This window comes from Enterococcus sp. E5-162, from assembly GCF_035725965.1.
Lineage (GTDB): Bacteria > Bacillota > Bacilli > Lactobacillales > Enterococcaceae > Enterococcus_B > Enterococcus_B lactis.
Genome location: NZ_JAPRFV010000008.1, coordinates 1 through 15,619, shown reverse-complemented (window position 1 = coordinate 15,619; position 15,619 = coordinate 1). Strand labels below are relative to the sequence as shown.

Sequence of the window (15,619 nt, the reverse complement as noted above, 5' to 3'; positions counted from 1 at the left end):
GTGACAAGATTTTTGTCACACCTCCTTTCGTAATAAGGTGAAATGAAAATAATTTCATTCAAATGGACGAAGCTATCAGCTAGCTATATCAGAGTAATTTTGATGCAAAAAAACAGAGCCAAAACATTCTTAGTGTCCGTAGCTCTACTTGTATGTTTCAAATTTAAGACAAAGAGGTGGCAAAAGATGTTAATGAGGAAGATAAAATTACTGTGTTATTTAAATTAGGAAAAATACAAACTAGTTAACTAACTGTAACAAGCTAATTTTAAGAGATTCTTATTAGAAGACGTTTAGGAATATTACTAAGAAAATGACCATACAGGTAATTGTCATTTCAATAATGTTTTCTAATTTTCGCGTCTTTGTTTTAAGAAAAAGACCAGAACCAGTTGAAAAAAAGTTGGTACGATAGTGAAGGGGGACAAAATTTCCTACTAATATTCCCACTAACAAGAGATAAAATGGCCAGTTTGGTGTGATTCCTCTATAAAAAAATGCCCACGCTACCGAAACCCCATAGATTAGCAACTGAACGATTTTTACAATGAAAAAAATTTTTTGCCATTACTCAAGGTCTCTTCCTCCTTGTATCGTTTATTTGTTTCATTTTATCATTACGATAGGCGCTTGAACAATACATTTTGTATTTTCTTGAGTGCTCTTGGATAAACTACCAGCGATGATCCTATTTATTTATGTTACTGCAAATCATCATAGATTATGATTCCAAAAAGAATCATTGGGAGGCTGTGGCGTAAATATTATATTATAAGCAAGAAATACCTATATCTAGTTATTTCTGGCTTTTTTGATAGAAAAGTGACAGAAGAATAATACAAATAGCCTAATAATAGAATAGTTAATCATTTTTTAATTGATCATTCTCTTTGCTTCATTTCATTTATGCAAGAGAATGGTATTTTTTTCTAACTATCATAATGAAAAAAACAAACTTTTTATAATAAAAACAACAAAAAAATGTCTGAAAAATCGGACATAAAAGTGTTTGTTTTTGAGATGGCAATAGGGGTAAAGAAAGGACAAGATTGATAGAACTAGTTCTAATGATTAAACAATTTTGAAGATAACCCAAAAATGAACAGAAAAGACTTAAATATATAAGATATCATTCTCTTTGTTTAAATTACGCAAGAGTATGATATTTTTTCATTAGCTAACTATTATTTTATAAACTTTTTTTATTTTTATAGTAAAAATATGGAATCCTGTATAAAGGCTTTTATGTTAACATTTAAATGAATGCGCTTTTATATAGTTGGGATTTTGTATAGAGAAGATAAATAAACCATTAAAATTATAAACTTTGTGATGAATTTATAAATCCCGAATTACTTTACTAACTAAAAAAGGAGTCTAGCGTGAAAAAGAAAAAATGGTGGCTGATTCCACTGATCGGCATACTCATACTTTTAGGAATAGGAGGAAAATTAGTGATAGACAAGCAAAATAAAGCAGAAAAGTTGCAAGAAGAAATGGTCAAGATTGTGAAAAGCGAAGAGGCAAAACAGGTAGTTGAAGAAGGCTTGAAGAACTTGGACCCTAAAGCATTGACCCCAGAAGGAGTGATCCAATCTTATGAAATCGATTACGACAGTATAGAACACAATCCGATGGGCGGGATAGATGGAACGATAGTTGTGAATAACGATAAAGAATTATATATTTACTTTCACCTGAATAAAAATAGTAATGGAATTTTTTCTAGTGAATATGTAATTGTAGGAAACTCGAGCAAGCTAGGTACTAATTTGCGTAAGGAGAGAGTAGAATGAGCCAAATTTATTATACTGATGCGGAACGTGTGGAAATTGCGAATAAAGAGTATAAAAATTGGAAAGTAAAAGAAGAGGTACGCCTTAAAGATGGAACGTTTTTAGGATACGTCTCCCAAGTCATCAACAAACCCTCCGGCGAACAGTCTTTTGTCATTACCCATACGGACCGCTTCGTTTCCCCGGTTGCGCCATTGCCGGAAAGATTGGTGAGATAAATAAAACTAAAAAAGGAGCCTAAATGAAAAAGAAAAAATGGTGGTTGGTCCCACTGATCGGCATACTCATACTTTTAGGAATAGGAGGAAAACTAGTGATAGACAAGCAAAAGGAAACAGAAAAGTTGCAAGAAGAAATGGTCAAGATCGTGAAAAGCGAGGAGGCGAAACAGGAGTTTCAGGAGGTATGTAAAAATTTAGATTCAAGAGCATTCACCTCTGGTGGATTAATCCAAACTTATAAAATTGATTATACTACTATGAGGCATAATCCAATGGGCGGAATTAACGTAGTTCTAATAATTAATAACGATGAAGAATTAACCATAGAATATACCCTTAATAAAAGCAATGGAAAACTGGAGGCTGGCGGAATTAATTACTCTGGAAAATTAGCTGAGTTACTGGAGGAAGATCATAATGAATGATAAACAAAAAGTCGAGTTAGCTAATAAAGAGTACGATAATTTAAAAATAAAAAATAAAATAGATATAGACAAAGGAAACATATCAATCGGCTACGTCTCCCAAGTCATCAACAACCCCTCTGGCGAACAGTCTTTTGTCATTACCCATACGGACCGCTTCGTTTCCCCAGTTGCGCCATTGCCTGAAAGACTGGTGGGATAAATAAAACTAAACAAGGAGTCTAGCGTGAAAAAGAAAAAATGGTGGTTGGTCCCACTGATCGGATTACTCATACTTTTAGGAATGGGAGGAAAACTAGTGATAGACAAGCAAAAGGAAACAGAAAAGTTACAAGAAGAAATGGTCAAGATCGTGAAAAGCGAAGAGGCAAAACAGGTATTTGAAGAAGGTTTGAAGAACTTAGACCCCAAAGCATTGACCCCAGAAGGAGTGATCCAATCTTATGAAATCGATTACGACAGTATAGAACACAATCCGATGGGTGGGATAAATGTAACTTTATTTATAAATAAAAAGAATTCTCAAGATATAGAGTTTAATGTGATTAAAAAAGAAGGGAATTTACTATTAGAAGGAGTAGATTTATCAGGTGATTTATCCAAAAGAATAAAGGAGAAAGGATATGAATAACTTTTACACAGATGAACAAAGAGTTCAGATAGCTAAAAAGGAATACAATAATTTAAAGCTAAAAAAAGAACTAAAGATAGATGGAGTGAACATATCAATCGGATACGTCTCCCAAGTCATCAACAAACCCTCCGGCGAACAGTCTTTTGTCATTACCCATACGGACCGCTTCGTTTCCCCGGTTGCACCATTGCCGGAAAGATTGGCGGTTAAAGAAGTAACGGTGCTTTATCGCGGTTCGACAGGCTTAGACAAAATCAAGAAACAAACTGGCGATGTGTGGCAAGACTGGGTCGTCAACAATGTGGATATGGCACGTAAGATCCTCGCGGCTGAACAAGGCGCACCGCCCCCGCAATTAAGAACGTCTGCGGAGACCCTGAAGGAAGCGATGCGCCATTATCCCAATGCCCAGTTTTTCGTCTATGGTCATTCTTTAGGCTCCATGAATGGATAATATGCTGTCGCTGATTTGTCATTGGAGGAAAGCAGGCGTCTTAGTGGAGGATATTTTTTCCAAGGACCCAATATTTATACGGTATTGACGCCAAGTCAGCGCGTGACCGCTGATCTTCTGACGAGGTCAGGAAAACTGCATAATTATGTCGATGAGAAAGACTTGGTACCAATCGGCTATAGCAAAGACAAGCCAATGGTCGGCCGAATGCGCCCAGTGTTGTCTAAAAAAGTCGGGTGGGTCGACCAGCACATGTGGGGTGGATATCAGTATGACCAATTCGGGAATGTCTTGTTTGATACGAAAGGAGAACCTGATGTGATCGGGTTGGAAACCCAGCAGCGTCTTGCCGGCATCGAAAACGTGAAGAGACACTTTCTAGCAAAAGGCAGTCTATCTTCTGCTCAAAAAATATTTTTGGATGCATCACAAGCCAAAGCGATTACTAGTGGGTACAAAAAAACAGTGGAGACAGAAATTAGTGAATTAAAGAAATGGTTCCAAACAGAAATCAGAAATGCCAATGAATTATGGCAAACGACAAAATTAGACGCCCGCTATTGGGGAGCAAGTTTGACACATTATGAAGAACTGGAAGCACTTGATTCTTTGGGAGTAACGGAACGGAGTATACGGATAGACCCAGTAAATGAATATGAACGAACAGTAGCAACGTTTAGAAAATCAGAAGAAGAGCTTGAAAGGCTGTTAAGAAACATTGAACAAACGAGCAATAGGCAAGTAGATTCTGATCATGAGCTCAGCCATTACTTATTTTAGAGGTGAATAAATGGAACAAGAAATCAGAAGGAAAATAGAAGAAACCGAAGAAATTTATCGTAAAAATCGCGTAGCATTAGAAAACCATCTGGATTATCTGTCGAATGAGCAAAGAAAATTTCAACGCTATTTAGAAACTATCTCTGTGCAAATCAATGCTACCGCTAAACATTATGAGACCAACCCTCCCGAAAATAAAAGGGCAGTCTATCGTCTCTTAGAACAAGCAAGTGAAGAGTCACGGCAACGAACACGAGCAACCCAACGGAATCTGGAAGAACGACTACATGAAAATCAATCTATATATAACAAAAAGATCCGTCAGTATGAAGAAGAATACAGAAAATCAAAAAGAGAGGGAGAATCCTATGTTTGAATTCGATTGGATCATGAGTGGTGTAGATGCTTTACTTGAAGGAGCAAATAATGAATTAATCCAGCAACGAAAGAATCTGGAAAAACAACTCATCCATTTACTTGTAGCAAGTCCCAGCAAAGCTACATCCCAAACTAGAAAATCCCTCACACGAGAAAGAAAAAGCCAAGGAGCAACTAAACTGAAGAATGCCAGTGATACCTATAAAAACAATGTTTCTGCTGCCGCCAAAGGCCAATGGGTAGATGCGGCATTAGACAATGTTCAAAGCGTCTCGGATCGGTTAATGAGGTTGTGAGAGCAGTGCTTATCCAGAATAAACATCTCTGCCTAATCAAATTTTTCGATTAGGTAGAGATGTTTATTTGACGCCTTTCATCTCAAGGCTTTTTCAATTATTTTGTACCTATGTTTTTGATAAAATCATGTACATTGATTTTTTCTACCTCACATTCCTCTCCTACTTAATGCCTATCTAGCTCCTGAGGGGTTCTTTTTAAGGCGTCGTCATAGTCTTGGCTGAGGATCTCTTGGTAATCTGAGGGAATGGCTTCCCAAGAGAGTAGACGAACGTTCATGACGTGTTTTCCTTTGTGTTTGATTACAGCATGATTCTTACCATTTTCTACCTCGCCAGCGTGAAAAGACAGCCATGTACCATGACCAAAGATATCATTACATACCCAATGTTCGATGGAATTGTCCACGTATCCTACAGGGTGTGGTATAGCCGATTTGTGGTTTCAAAAAAGGGTTGAATCGATCAATCGTTTCATTTTTGTATTGATAATTGATAAGAAAAAGATAGACCAAACAAAAGACGAGTAGAAAGAAAGATAGTGTCTTTTTGAGTGAGAAGGGTTGTTTTGATGAATAAGATTTCTTGAAAACAAGAGATTCATCCAGCAATGTTGGTTCTATTGATTCGGCAGTTGGCTCAATAGAAGGAAAATCAATCGGCAGACCTAAAGTCTGATGTAAAAGTGACAGCATTTCAAGATCTGGCATTGTACGAGAATTTTCCCAACTAGAGATCGTTTTATCGGAAACACCGATTTTTTCGCCTAGTTCTTTTTGCGTAAGGTTACAATTTCTGCGGTAAGTTCGTATTTTTTCTCCGATGTTCATCTTCTTCTCCTTTCGATTCTACAGTATATAGATTTATTCTACATGACCTATACACTTGATAGATACGTTTTTTTGATGAAAAACGGTATGATTTTATCGAAGAATCATTTAAGTAAGGGAGAGTGGTGATAATCAAAAAAAAGTTCACAGTTTTACTCACAATCATAGTAATCGGTATCATGAGCGGTTTTGCCTTGGTTAGTATAAATAAACAGGTACTCTATCGGACAAATGAATTTTTCCACCAAACGGATGCTTATACTCCGATTCGATTGCCACAACATTTTATTGAGCGAGAAGAATATGAGCAGCTAATCATGGTATTTGAAAATGTATCATCAGAAACTGAGCTTTCTTATATGAAAAAAACAGTAAATGAATCCAATGAAGTAGATACATCTTGGAACTTCAAGATACAGCCAAAGCTTGAAATGACATCGTATTATCAAGGGAATGTCAAATCTTTTCACGAGAAGGTACCCTATTCTAATACCACCTTTCACGTAATGTCCATTGAAGAATCGATCAAAATAAAAGATTTTGAAGGTGAATTTTTCTTAATGACGAGAGAAAAAGAAGACTATGATCGGTTCATATTACTATTTGTGGAACGATTCAATCAAGCATTTCACACTGGTTATGCGACTGATGTTTTTGAAGATTTTGAAAATAGCTATCTGTATTCGGTTATTTCAAGTACAGACGTATATAATTATCGAGTGTATTTAACTATTGGGTTGATTCTTTTATTCCTTTTGTTACCGTCTTTTTTCTTATTGATGAATAAAGAAATCAGTTTATTGTTGAATAATGGCTTTTCCTTACATCAAGTATTGTGGTGTTTATTTGGGAAAAAGAAAATCATTACTACATTCATAATTGCAGGAATTATTGGTGGTTTTATTTTTATGTATTATAAGGAGCAATTTCTTTATTTGTTCCAGATGTACGTTTTCTTGTTCAGCGGAATATATGGTATCTCTTTGATTTCTCTTTTATTAGTTGAAAAAATCGCTTCGTTAAGAGAAGCGTTCAACTATATCCAATACATTCTTTTTACATTTGGATTGTTGTTTTCTCTTCTTTTGACCGTTACCAATGTCGAATTAGCAACTATCGTTTTTTCTTCTTCACAGTTAGCTGTTTCCCATGAATCTCCAAAAGAAATCGCTGATGAAGACTATCATGTGTTTTATCCAGTAACCATCGGGAAAAACCATGTGGATTTTATTTATTCCAATCGTTTTGCATCAGCAGCAGATCAGGAATTATATGAAACTTTGAATAAAAACGGAAGTATATTAGTCAATGTATCAGATTACTTGAATGAAGAAAACGAACAGTTTGGCAGAGGGATAAAAATAAATCTGAATTATCTTAAGAAATTTCCTTTGATTGATGTCTCTGGAAGCTTGATCCAAATAACCGAAGAAGAAACGCACCCGGTTATATTGATTCCTGAACGATATAGACATACAGATTTAAAAAATGACCTAGCTCAAATAACAGAATATTATCAAGAAATCAGTGAAAAAGAACCGAAATTTCTATTTATAAAAAACAACCAACCCATTTATACATTTATTCCTTCTAACCCATGGATCGAACATTATCCGGTTGTTGAAATACTGACATTGAAAACAGTACGTATTGGGAAAGAAATATTCTCAGCGGAGAAATCTATCCGCCGTTAAAGATCAAGATAGGCTCTTTGTCGAAAGAAAGGTTATTTGAGCTGATTGAGGAAAGTCAGTTACGTGATAATCTGCAGTTATCATTTCCGTATACTCAGACTGAAGAGATAGCTGTCAAAGTGTTAAGCAGATCATTTCATTACTTGATACAGATATGTTTTCTCACTTTCTTTTCTTTCTTCTTGTTGAGCTACGTCATGTTATGCATATATTTTGTCTACAATTGTCGGAAAATCGCTATCTTTCGTTCAAGTGGTTATTCGCTCTTTGAAACGTATAAAGATTTCTTTAGGATGAACCTCATCAAATGGGGGACGACAAGTGTCATCTTCCTTTTTCTTATAGAAAGAGAGCCTAAATATCTTTTTAATATTTTTTTCTTTAGTTTCATTGATTTTATTCTTTCAGTTGTTTTTATTTTGTCTACAGAAAAGAAAAGTCAATTATTGTTGATGAATGGAGGTTAACAATTGGAGCCGTGGATAGTGATAAAAGGTGCGAAAAAAATCATCAAAAACAAAACGATTCTTCATTTGGATCGTTTCACTGCGGATTCTGGGGATCTTGTGACTGTTGTTGGAGAAAGTGGAGCAGGTAAAAGTACGTTATTGAATATATTAGGATTGAATGATCGGTTCAGTTCAGGACAATTCTATTTGTTCGATCAAGAGACGAAACAATTAACTGGAAGAGAGAAGCGCTTGATAAAAAAAAATACCATATCTTTTCTTTTTCAAGATTTTGGGTTGATTGAATATGAAACGATCGATTTTAATTTAGATATTGGATTGAAGTTTTCGAATTTAAATGTTTCAGATAAGCGAACAGCAAAGTATGAGGCATTGAAAAAAGTAAATATAAACAAGAAGCTAAGTACGCCTATCTATACATTATCTGGTGGTGAGAAGCAAAGAATCGCCTGTGCGAGAGTCTTATTGAAGAATAGCAAAATCATTTTAGCCGATGAACCAACTGGATCATTAGATAAACGAAATAAGGATCAAGTCGTTGAAATCTTATCGCAACAAGCTTCCCAAGGTATGTTAGTTATCGTGGTCACGCATGATCCGTATCTGACCAAAATAGGAAACAAGATGATCATGATTTAGGGAACAAATGAAAAATAAAACTTTTTTTCCAATAAAAACAAAAAAATGTCTAAAAAATCGAACATAAAAGTGTTTGATTTGAATATCCCAACAGTGGAAGAAGAAAAATAAAATTGATAACATGTGTTCTAAGAATTAGTTACGTTAAAAGCGTAACGCAAGATAGACTTGAAAAACGGTAACAAAAGAAGTAGTATATTAAGGTGTGATATGCTACTTGACATTTATTCTGCTGAGCGAACTTTCTGGATTGTATAGACTTCTATCTATTCAGGCCGTATCAAGCAGATTAGTAGAGGTGTTCTAGATGATTCTCATCTTGAGCACCTTTGTTTTTAGCAATTCGCAAAAAACGAAAGTAGGAGAACAAATAAATGAAGAAAAAATTTTTAGCACTTGCCATCGTACTAGGCGCTGGTTTATTGTCAGGCTGTACGAATGCTGGTGAAAAAACAGCCGTTAGTTATAAAGGCGGCACAATCAGCGAACAAGAAGTAATGGATAGCTTGAAAAAAATGCAAGGAGCAGATTCCACTGTGCAACAGTTGATCGTTTATCAAGTATTTGAAGACAAATACGGAGATGACGTATCAACTAAAGAAGTCGATTCTCAATATGATCAAACAAAGAAACAATTGGGTGATTCATTTGATTCACAATTGAAAACTGCAGGTTACACTGAAGAAACATTCAAAGACAGTATCAAACAAAGTCTTGCGTTCCAAGAAGGTCTAAAGAAGCATATCAAATTGACTGATGAAGATTTAAAAACGGCTTGGAAAACTTTCCATCCAGAAGTAGAAGCTCAAATCATCCAAGTAGCAAGTGAAAACGATGCAAAAGATGTGAAAAAAGCTGCTGATAAGGGAGATGATTTCTCTAAATTAGCTAAAGACAAGTCAACTGATACTACGACAAAAGAAAATGGCGGAAAAGTAAAATTTGATTCCACTACTACAACGGTTCCAACAGAAGTCAAAGAAGCAGCCTTTAAGTTGAAAGACGGTCAAGTTTCTGATGTGATCACTTCTACTAATACCTCAACTTACGCTACAGAATACTACGTAGTCAAAATGGTGAAAAACCAAAACAAAGGCAACGACATGGATAAATACAAAAAAGAATTGAAAGAAATCGCGACAGACACAAAATTAAGTGACAGTACCTTCCAGAATAAAGTGATTGGCGAAGTATTGAAAGACGCTAATGTAAAAATCAAAGACAAAGACTTTGAAAATGTTTTGAGTACATTCACTTCAGATTCCAGTACAGCAAGTAGTAAATAAGCAGAATAAATAAAAAAGTATGAACTATTTAAACCAATAAAACCGTTCATCTAAATCTTTTTATTAGAGCTAAATCAACAGTAGTTTTATTACTACTTGATTTAGTTCTTTTTATTTAAACAATTCTTTGTTTTAGTTGGAATCCAAGATAGCCACCCTAGATATTTCCCTATATAATATTAAATAAAGAAAGCGATGTCGAAAAATGTACGTAGAAGTAGTTACAATGAAGTGATTTTGCAAATTTCTTTTATTTCTAGAAGTTATTCACGTATAAGGATTTGTTTTTCTCACAAATAAAAAGGCAGGAAGTACAATGGATCATTTGTATATAAAATATATTCATCGATTTTCCGTTTTGATGTTAGGCACCCTGATTATAGCAGGGATTGTAGCATTTATTATTCAAGGCTATGAAACGTTAACGATACATAAAGAGTTTTTCAGTTATGCATGTGGTATTCCTCTTATCGCTATGAGGTCTGACAACAAAAATTGGAAGAGACGCTATTACATTCTCCTGCTATTTTTGTGCTTTTATCTGCCACCTAAAATTTTCAGTTTGTTAGGTGTCTATCAAATAATATTACCTTTTCGTTCTTATTTTGCTGTATTGAGTGTTCTCATTTTGGTTGTTTTTATGTTTTATCGTTTTAAGAATTCTGACCCACCTAGCAAAGTTTAGATGAGTGGGTCAGGATTTTTTGAGTGAATCGATAGTATGAATTGAATTTTTGTAAGCAAAACAACTTTTATGATGGGATAAGTGTATCTAGTTTTTTCTGTATAGCCAGTAAATCTGATAAAGTAACTTGTGCGTTGATCAATAAAGTTTCGGTAGATCCTTCTAATTCTGTGATTGGCGCGGTACTCAAACAAAAATCATAATTCTCTTCTTTAAAGGAATGGCTGACCTCAATTGGATAATAGCTTTGGAAAGTGGTCTGGATTCGTTCAATGATCCCTTGCTCAATCGTAAAAGGTAAGTCGGTTTCAACTTTTATTTTTATTTTTTTTGAGAAACTGATAGGTCTGGCGACCATAGACCAAGCAACCGCTACATGTAAGGATAATCCTTCTTGTTTATCTGGTTCTTTCGAATAAATCTTGTTTCTCTTCACTAATTCTTCCGATTGTTGTAACAAACCGGTGAATTTGAGAGATAAATATTCTTTTAGATTATAACCAGTTAAGGAATAGTCCATTTTTCCAAACATTTCTACAGAGAGGATACCTGTATATAATGTCACAAAAATCATTCTTTTCTTTTCTTCATCAACCAATCCAGTATCGGCTTTTTTTATTAATTGCGGATAAAGTGACATGATTTTTTCTATTAGAGTGCTATCACTTCTATGAGCATCGATATCAGCCAAACAGTCAGTATTTATGTTTTTTTGATGGAAATCAGCACGTGAATACAGCCATAAAAAAATAAATTCGATATTTGATCTATCTAAATGGTAATGGGCACTTAATTTTTCCGCTAATATATTTTTAATAGATTGCATATTCTTCATATCTGATGGTGATACTGGCTGTTTGACAAAAGGGAATCGATCAACGACAGAATGTATTTCCTCATCGATCTTCAAACCTTTGCGTGTTCTTAGAATCGTCACAGCCAATACATAACAGGAAAGTTTTAATTCGATTGTGTTAACAGGAATCTGACATTCATGGTAGATTTCCGTGACGATCTTTTCACATTTTCTTTGAGATATACCCGTAAAAGGCCAATGCAAGCCAGAAAAGATCCGCCAAAAAAAAGCCACCATAAAGAAGCGTATACGCATCTCTTTACCGATTAAGTGAACGGTACCTTTTGATTTCTTCAAGGAAAAGTCCATGGGTTCAAGCAGAGATGCTAACTCATGCATTCTTTTCCGAACACTTGATTCAGAAACAAAATTATCATAGGCGAATTTTGCGATGATGATCTTATTATCAAGTAAGAGAGTCTCAAGCAATTCAAAAAAAGGATTCGATTGAAGGACTTGTCTTGATAGAATCTTATAGTCTTTTTTCGAGCCATTGAATTTATAGCCTTGTCCATGCTTAACTGATAAAACTGCCATATGTTCTTTCTTTGTCATGTAGGGTTTGTTCAACAACAAATCATAATATTTATAGACTGAGCGTCGATCCATTTTTAGACATTCACTGATTTCTTCTGTTCCCATGAATCGTTTGTTCTTGTATAAAAGCTTTAACAGTTCTAGTTCTTTCTTTGTTTCATTGCCAAAAAAAGAATGAAATACCTCCATTATTTAGACTCCTCGCTATATATATTCTATTATTGTAAATCATAGCATATGTTTTGTACCATTTTGTACTTTAATTGTACGATTTATTGTCTGTTAAAGTACTAGAAATCCTCTATACTGACTTCTAATAGTGAATAAAAGGGAGGAGATTGAATAAAGATGTGTAATAGAATAACTAAAACGAACCTGGCTAGCATGTTGATGATAGTGTTTAGTTTAGTTGCAATGTTTTTTGGGGGAGACACATTTGCCGAAACAAATGCTTTTCATTATCAAAACAATGCAGAAGGGGAATTTTTGACAAATGGGGTAAAAGAAGGCGATACGTATAACTATGACTATGGGAATGCACCTGAAGCAAATTTTGATGAAGAAAATTATATAAATTATGAAAACAGCGCATTTGTAAAAAAATCTGTAAAAAAGGCAGAAGGAATACAAGGATTATTCGATGTAACATTAGCTATCAAGGGAAATCAATTAAAAAAACCAATTGACCTAGTAATGGTCATTGACTATTCTTCTTCGATGACGGGCGAAAAATTATCAAACGCACTAAAAGGCTTACAAGAATTTGGTGAAGAACTTGATGATTCCTTAGAAAGTGGGAATATCCGTATTGGAATCGTGGCATATAATCGATTTGTTTATTCAACAGATGATTTTTTGACAGATATCAATCAACTGGAGTATTTTTTGAGAAATACAGCTGAAAGTCATACGGGGACATTCATGCAAAAAGGATTGCTGGAAGGCCAATCACTTTTAGAAGAAAAGAGTAGACCAGAAGCAGAAAAAATGTTGGTGCATATCGGAGATGACAGTGCTAATCGAAGTTATCTCCCTAAAGAAAATGCACAAGTATTTCATAATTCAGGAGAAATTGTGGATTATAACGGGTACCATACGGATCAATATGTCACAGAATTCCAAACGGACTCAGAAAAATATCAAACAAGCGGTAGTTCGACAGATCCAAATGCGGTTTCTGTAAGCAGTTCTCTTATCAATGATGCGACATTAGGAACAATCATTTCGATAAAAAATGCAGGAATCAAATGTTATTCTGTAGCAACAGCTCCTTCATCGCGAGGCGAATATATAGGCAGAAATCTAGCTTCTTCCCCAAACAATTATTTATCGATTGATGAGAATCTGACTGGTCTTGGAAATGCATTGAAGGAAATTGCGAATGGAATGGATAAAACAATTGTTAATGGTACAGTTACTGATCCAATGGGGAAAGATATCTTGCTGCAGGGAATTGGGGCATTTGGTCCTTCATATTATCAGCTGCAAGGTTGGAGTAAAGAAGAAAGCGGAGAATGGCAAGCGGATGAAACTGTTCTTGGGAAGACTGAAGTGACTGAGAACGGGCAGATCATCAAACTAAATCATCTTACATTGGGAAAAAATGAAAAAATCACTTTTACGTATCAAATACGATTAGCTACGGAAGCAGAAGCATTCAAAGGTGAAACATGGTATTTGTGTAATGGACGGACGACTCTTGATCCTTTGAACAATGGAGAACTTCTCGATTTTCCTATACCATCGATCAAGGCACCTACTGTAAAATTGAATATCAAGAAACAGTGGAAGAATATAGAAACTAATCATATACCAACTTCTATTCAATATGTCATCAAACGACAAACTGTTACCAATAATGAAAGCTGGATCACCTCAGACCCACTGATGTTATCTAAAGAAGAGGATTATGCAACTTCAGTCTATCAGGTACCCATTGCAGGTATTTCCTCTAGTTTGCCTCTTTACAATAATAACGGTGAGAATTTTATTTATAGTGTAGATGAGATAGACGTGCCAGATGGATTCACGTATGAGGTGATAAGTGATAGAAACAGTTTCACGATTATCAATACATTAGAAGAAACAGAGCCAAGTACGACAGAGCCAAGTACGACAGAGCCAAGTACGACAGAGCCAAGTATGACAGAGCCAAGTACGACAGAGCCAAATATGACAGAACCAAGCACAACAGATAAGCAAATAATTATTGCATCTCAAGAATCGTCTAATGGTCCTGATAAGCAATTGCCTAAAACTAATGAAAATAAGAAGAGTTCTGTTATACTCACAATTATTGGTCTGTTGGCAGTAGTCACTAGTGGATATGTACTTATCAAGCGTAGAAACAAATCATAAGAAACATTAAAGCGATACTTCATCACAGCCTAATTTTTTTCTTTATGCTATCGTTATATTAAAGAAATCAATGAGAAGGGAAAGAAAGTGATGAAAAAAGTTTTATTAGTGGTAAACCCCAGTTCAGGCGGTGAACAAGCAAAGGAATTTGAGCAATTAGCGATAGCAAAATTGGAGTCGGTGTTTGATGAAGTGGTCGTCTTGCATACAAAAAAAGCAGGAGATGCAAAAAACTTTACTCGCGAGGCGGCTGTGGAAGGGTATCATAGTGTATTTGTCATGGGCGGAGACGGAACAGTTAACGAAGGAATCAGTGGAATCGCTGAACAAGAACATCGGCCAAATTTCGGCTTTTTCCCATTAGGTACGGTGAATGACTTGGCTCGAGCATTAGGGATACCGCTAGAACCTGAGGAAGCGATCAGTCATTTTTCGATTGAATCAGTCAAACCATTGGATATTGGAAAAATAAATGATGACTATTTTATGAATGTCGTTGCAATTGGCTCTATTCCTGAAGCAATCAATGATGTAGATGCGGAGAAGAAGACGAAATTCGGAAAACTAGCTTATTTCATGTCAGGAATCAAACAGTTAGCTTCCACACAATCCTACTCGTTTCACGTAGAAGTTGATGGAAAGAAGGAAGAGATTGAGAGTAGTACTCTACTGATAGGACTAACTAACTCAGTTGGCGGATTTGAGACATTGCTTCCAAATGCAAAAGTGGATGATGGTAAGCTCCATTTAGTTTATTTAAAAGATTCTTCTTTGATCGATACGCTTAAAACATTGCCAGACCTATTAAAAGGAGTAGATGAATCAACGAAAAATCTAGCCTACCTTACTTGTGAGCAATTAGTTGTGTCATTAGCTGATGAGGAAGAATTGACGACGAATGTTGATGGTGATGAAGGGGACAAATTACCTGTAAATATCAAAGTATTGCCCTCACATTTACAAGTTTATTGTTAAAATGGAGGTTGTGTGACCGAGGAGTTGGCGGGAGAACACCGCTTGTTCGGGATAAGGGACTGTGACAAGACTTTTGTCACAGCCTTTTTCCTACGATTAGTCAAGTAAAAGGTGCAAGAAAAATAGCTCGTAACGAAAGCGACAAAATCAAGGCACACCAAATAAAGCCCCGTTCGTAAAAAAATTTTCGATCTGGGCAAAGAAGTGGTATACTGTAAGTGGTTTAGTTAATGGTCCACTGAGACCGCGTACGCATAGTCGTACTCTGTATGTGCCCTAACCATAGCGTGCATACATTTCAGAAG

At 35.5% G+C, this 15,619-nt stretch carries 13 protein-coding genes and 3 pseudogenes; 14 read left to right on the top strand and 2 right to left on the bottom strand.

What is annotated here, in order from left to right:
* Positions 1-1,382: 1,382 nt before the first annotated feature.
* The 8 genes and pseudogenes from OZZ83_RS08865 (at position 1,383) to OZZ83_RS08825 (ending at position 4,984) form a co-directional block, all read left to right on the top strand.
* Complete coding sequence (locus tag OZZ83_RS08865) at positions 1,383-1,796, top strand: DUF1310 family protein (RefSeq protein WP_278023632.1); 414 nt, start codon at positions 1,383-1,385, stop codon at positions 1,794-1,796.
* Positions 1,793-2,014, top strand: a complete 222-nt coding sequence (locus tag OZZ83_RS08860; protein ID WP_087063592.1) for a hypothetical protein — start codon at positions 1,793-1,795, stop codon at positions 2,012-2,014. The genes OZZ83_RS08865 and OZZ83_RS08860 overlap by 4 nt, the downstream gene beginning before the upstream one ends.
* 23 nt (positions 2,015-2,037) lie before the next feature.
* Positions 2,038-2,442: a DUF1310 family protein gene (locus OZZ83_RS08855; protein WP_002348214.1), complete on the top strand. Its 405-nt coding sequence runs from the start codon at positions 2,038-2,040 to the stop codon at positions 2,440-2,442.
* Entirely contained in the window at positions 2,435-2,644 is a 210-nt protein-coding gene (locus OZZ83_RS08850) for a hypothetical protein (protein ID WP_195943678.1), read from the top strand. The genes OZZ83_RS08855 and OZZ83_RS08850 overlap by 8 nt, the downstream gene beginning before the upstream one ends.
* Positions 2,645-2,668: 24 nt before the next feature.
* Positions 2,669-3,073: a DUF1310 family protein gene (locus OZZ83_RS08845; RefSeq protein ID WP_278023634.1), complete on the top strand. Its 405-nt coding sequence runs from the start codon at positions 2,669-2,671 to the stop codon at positions 3,071-3,073.
* Positions 3,066-4,310: pseudogene (locus OZZ83_RS14735) on the top strand (hypothetical protein). Before OZZ83_RS08845 ends, OZZ83_RS14735 begins: the two are co-directional and overlap by 8 nt.
* Before the next feature lie 10 nt (positions 4,311-4,320).
* Positions 4,321-4,686, top strand: a complete 366-nt coding sequence (locus OZZ83_RS08830) for a hypothetical protein (RefSeq protein ID WP_195623903.1) — start codon at positions 4,321-4,323, stop codon at positions 4,684-4,686.
* The gene (locus OZZ83_RS08825) at positions 4,679-4,984 is read left to right on the top strand and encodes a hypothetical protein (RefSeq protein WP_278023642.1); all 306 of its coding nucleotides are present in this window, start codon (positions 4,679-4,681) and stop codon (positions 4,982-4,984) included. Before OZZ83_RS08830 ends, OZZ83_RS08825 begins: the two co-directional genes overlap by 8 nt.
* Positions 4,985-5,150: 166 nt before the next feature.
* Here the strand turns inward: OZZ83_RS08825 and OZZ83_RS08820 are convergent.
* A pseudogene (locus OZZ83_RS08820) lies at positions 5,151-5,814 on the bottom strand (helix-turn-helix domain-containing protein).
* A 179-nt stretch (positions 5,815-5,993) separates the two neighbouring features.
* On the opposite strand from OZZ83_RS08820, the pseudogene OZZ83_RS08815 reads away from it, so the two are divergent.
* The 4 genes and pseudogenes from OZZ83_RS08815 (at position 5,994) to OZZ83_RS08800 (ending at position 10,588) form a co-directional block, all read left to right on the top strand.
* Positions 5,994-7,975: pseudogene (locus OZZ83_RS08815) on the top strand (DUF1430 domain-containing protein).
* Positions 7,976-7,978: 3 nt separating this feature from the next.
* Positions 7,979-8,617: an ABC transporter ATP-binding protein gene (locus tag OZZ83_RS08810; RefSeq protein WP_278023645.1), complete on the top strand. Its 639-nt coding sequence runs from the start codon at positions 7,979-7,981 to the stop codon at positions 8,615-8,617.
* A gap of 374 nt (positions 8,618-8,991) precedes the next feature.
* Positions 8,992-9,903 carry a peptidylprolyl isomerase gene (locus tag OZZ83_RS08805; protein WP_002348217.1) on the top strand — a complete coding sequence of 304 codons (912 nt, stop codon included), beginning with the start codon at positions 8,992-8,994 and terminating at the stop codon, positions 9,901-9,903.
* A gap of 316 nt (positions 9,904-10,219) precedes the next feature.
* The gene (locus OZZ83_RS08800; protein ID WP_002308256.1) at positions 10,220-10,588 is read left to right on the top strand and encodes a hypothetical protein; all 369 of its coding nucleotides are present in this window, start codon (positions 10,220-10,222) and stop codon (positions 10,586-10,588) included.
* 67 nt (positions 10,589-10,655) lie between these two features.
* Here OZZ83_RS08800 and OZZ83_RS08795 read toward each other — a convergent pair whose 3' ends face one another.
* Positions 10,656-12,170: a helix-turn-helix domain-containing protein gene (locus OZZ83_RS08795; protein ID WP_073490369.1), complete on the bottom strand. Its 1,515-nt coding sequence runs from the start codon at positions 12,168-12,170 to the stop codon at positions 10,656-10,658.
* A 159-nt stretch (positions 12,171-12,329) separates the two neighbouring features.
* Here OZZ83_RS08795 and OZZ83_RS08790 point away from each other — a divergent pair, with 159 nt between their 5' ends.
* Entirely contained in the window at positions 12,330-14,339 is a 2,010-nt protein-coding gene (locus OZZ83_RS08790; RefSeq protein ID WP_123830694.1) for a VWA domain-containing protein, read from the top strand.
* A gap of 90 nt (positions 14,340-14,429) precedes the next feature.
* A complete protein-coding gene (locus OZZ83_RS08785) occupies positions 14,430-15,314 on the top strand; it encodes a diacylglycerol/lipid kinase family protein (protein ID WP_002346137.1) in 885 nt (294 codons plus the stop codon).
* The last annotated feature ends 305 nt before the right edge of the window (positions 15,315-15,619 follow it).

What these genes read in the sequence shown, in the direction of transcription:
- OZZ83_RS08860 (WP_087063592.1), top strand. Translation starts at nt 1,793, where the DNA reads ATGAGCCAAATTTATTATACTGATGCGGAACGTGTGGAAATTGCGAAT.
- OZZ83_RS08855 (WP_002348214.1), top strand. Translation starts at nt 2,038, where the DNA reads ATGAAAAAGAAAAAATGGTGGTTGGTCCCACTGATCGGCATACTCATA.
- OZZ83_RS08850 (WP_195943678.1), top strand. Translation starts at nt 2,435, where the DNA reads ATGAATGATAAACAAAAAGTCGAGTTAGCTAATAAAGAGTACGATAAT.
- OZZ83_RS08830 (WP_195623903.1), top strand. Translation starts at nt 4,321, where the DNA reads ATGGAACAAGAAATCAGAAGGAAAATAGAAGAAACCGAAGAAATTTAT.
- OZZ83_RS08825 (WP_278023642.1), top strand. Translation starts at nt 4,679, where the DNA reads ATGTTTGAATTCGATTGGATCATGAGTGGTGTAGATGCTTTACTTGAA.
- OZZ83_RS08805 (WP_002348217.1), top strand. Translation starts at nt 8,992, where the DNA reads ATGAAGAAAAAATTTTTAGCACTTGCCATCGTACTAGGCGCTGGTTTA.
- OZZ83_RS08800 (WP_002308256.1), top strand. Translation starts at nt 10,220, where the DNA reads ATGGATCATTTGTATATAAAATATATTCATCGATTTTCCGTTTTGATG.
- OZZ83_RS08795 (WP_073490369.1), bottom strand. Translation starts at nt 12,170, where the DNA reads ATGGAGGTATTTCATTCTTTTTTTGGCAATGAAACAAAGAAAGAACTA.
- OZZ83_RS08790 (WP_123830694.1), top strand. Translation starts at nt 12,330, where the DNA reads ATGTGTAATAGAATAACTAAAACGAACCTGGCTAGCATGTTGATGATA.
- OZZ83_RS08785 (WP_002346137.1), top strand. Translation starts at nt 14,430, where the DNA reads ATGAAAAAAGTTTTATTAGTGGTAAACCCCAGTTCAGGCGGTGAACAA.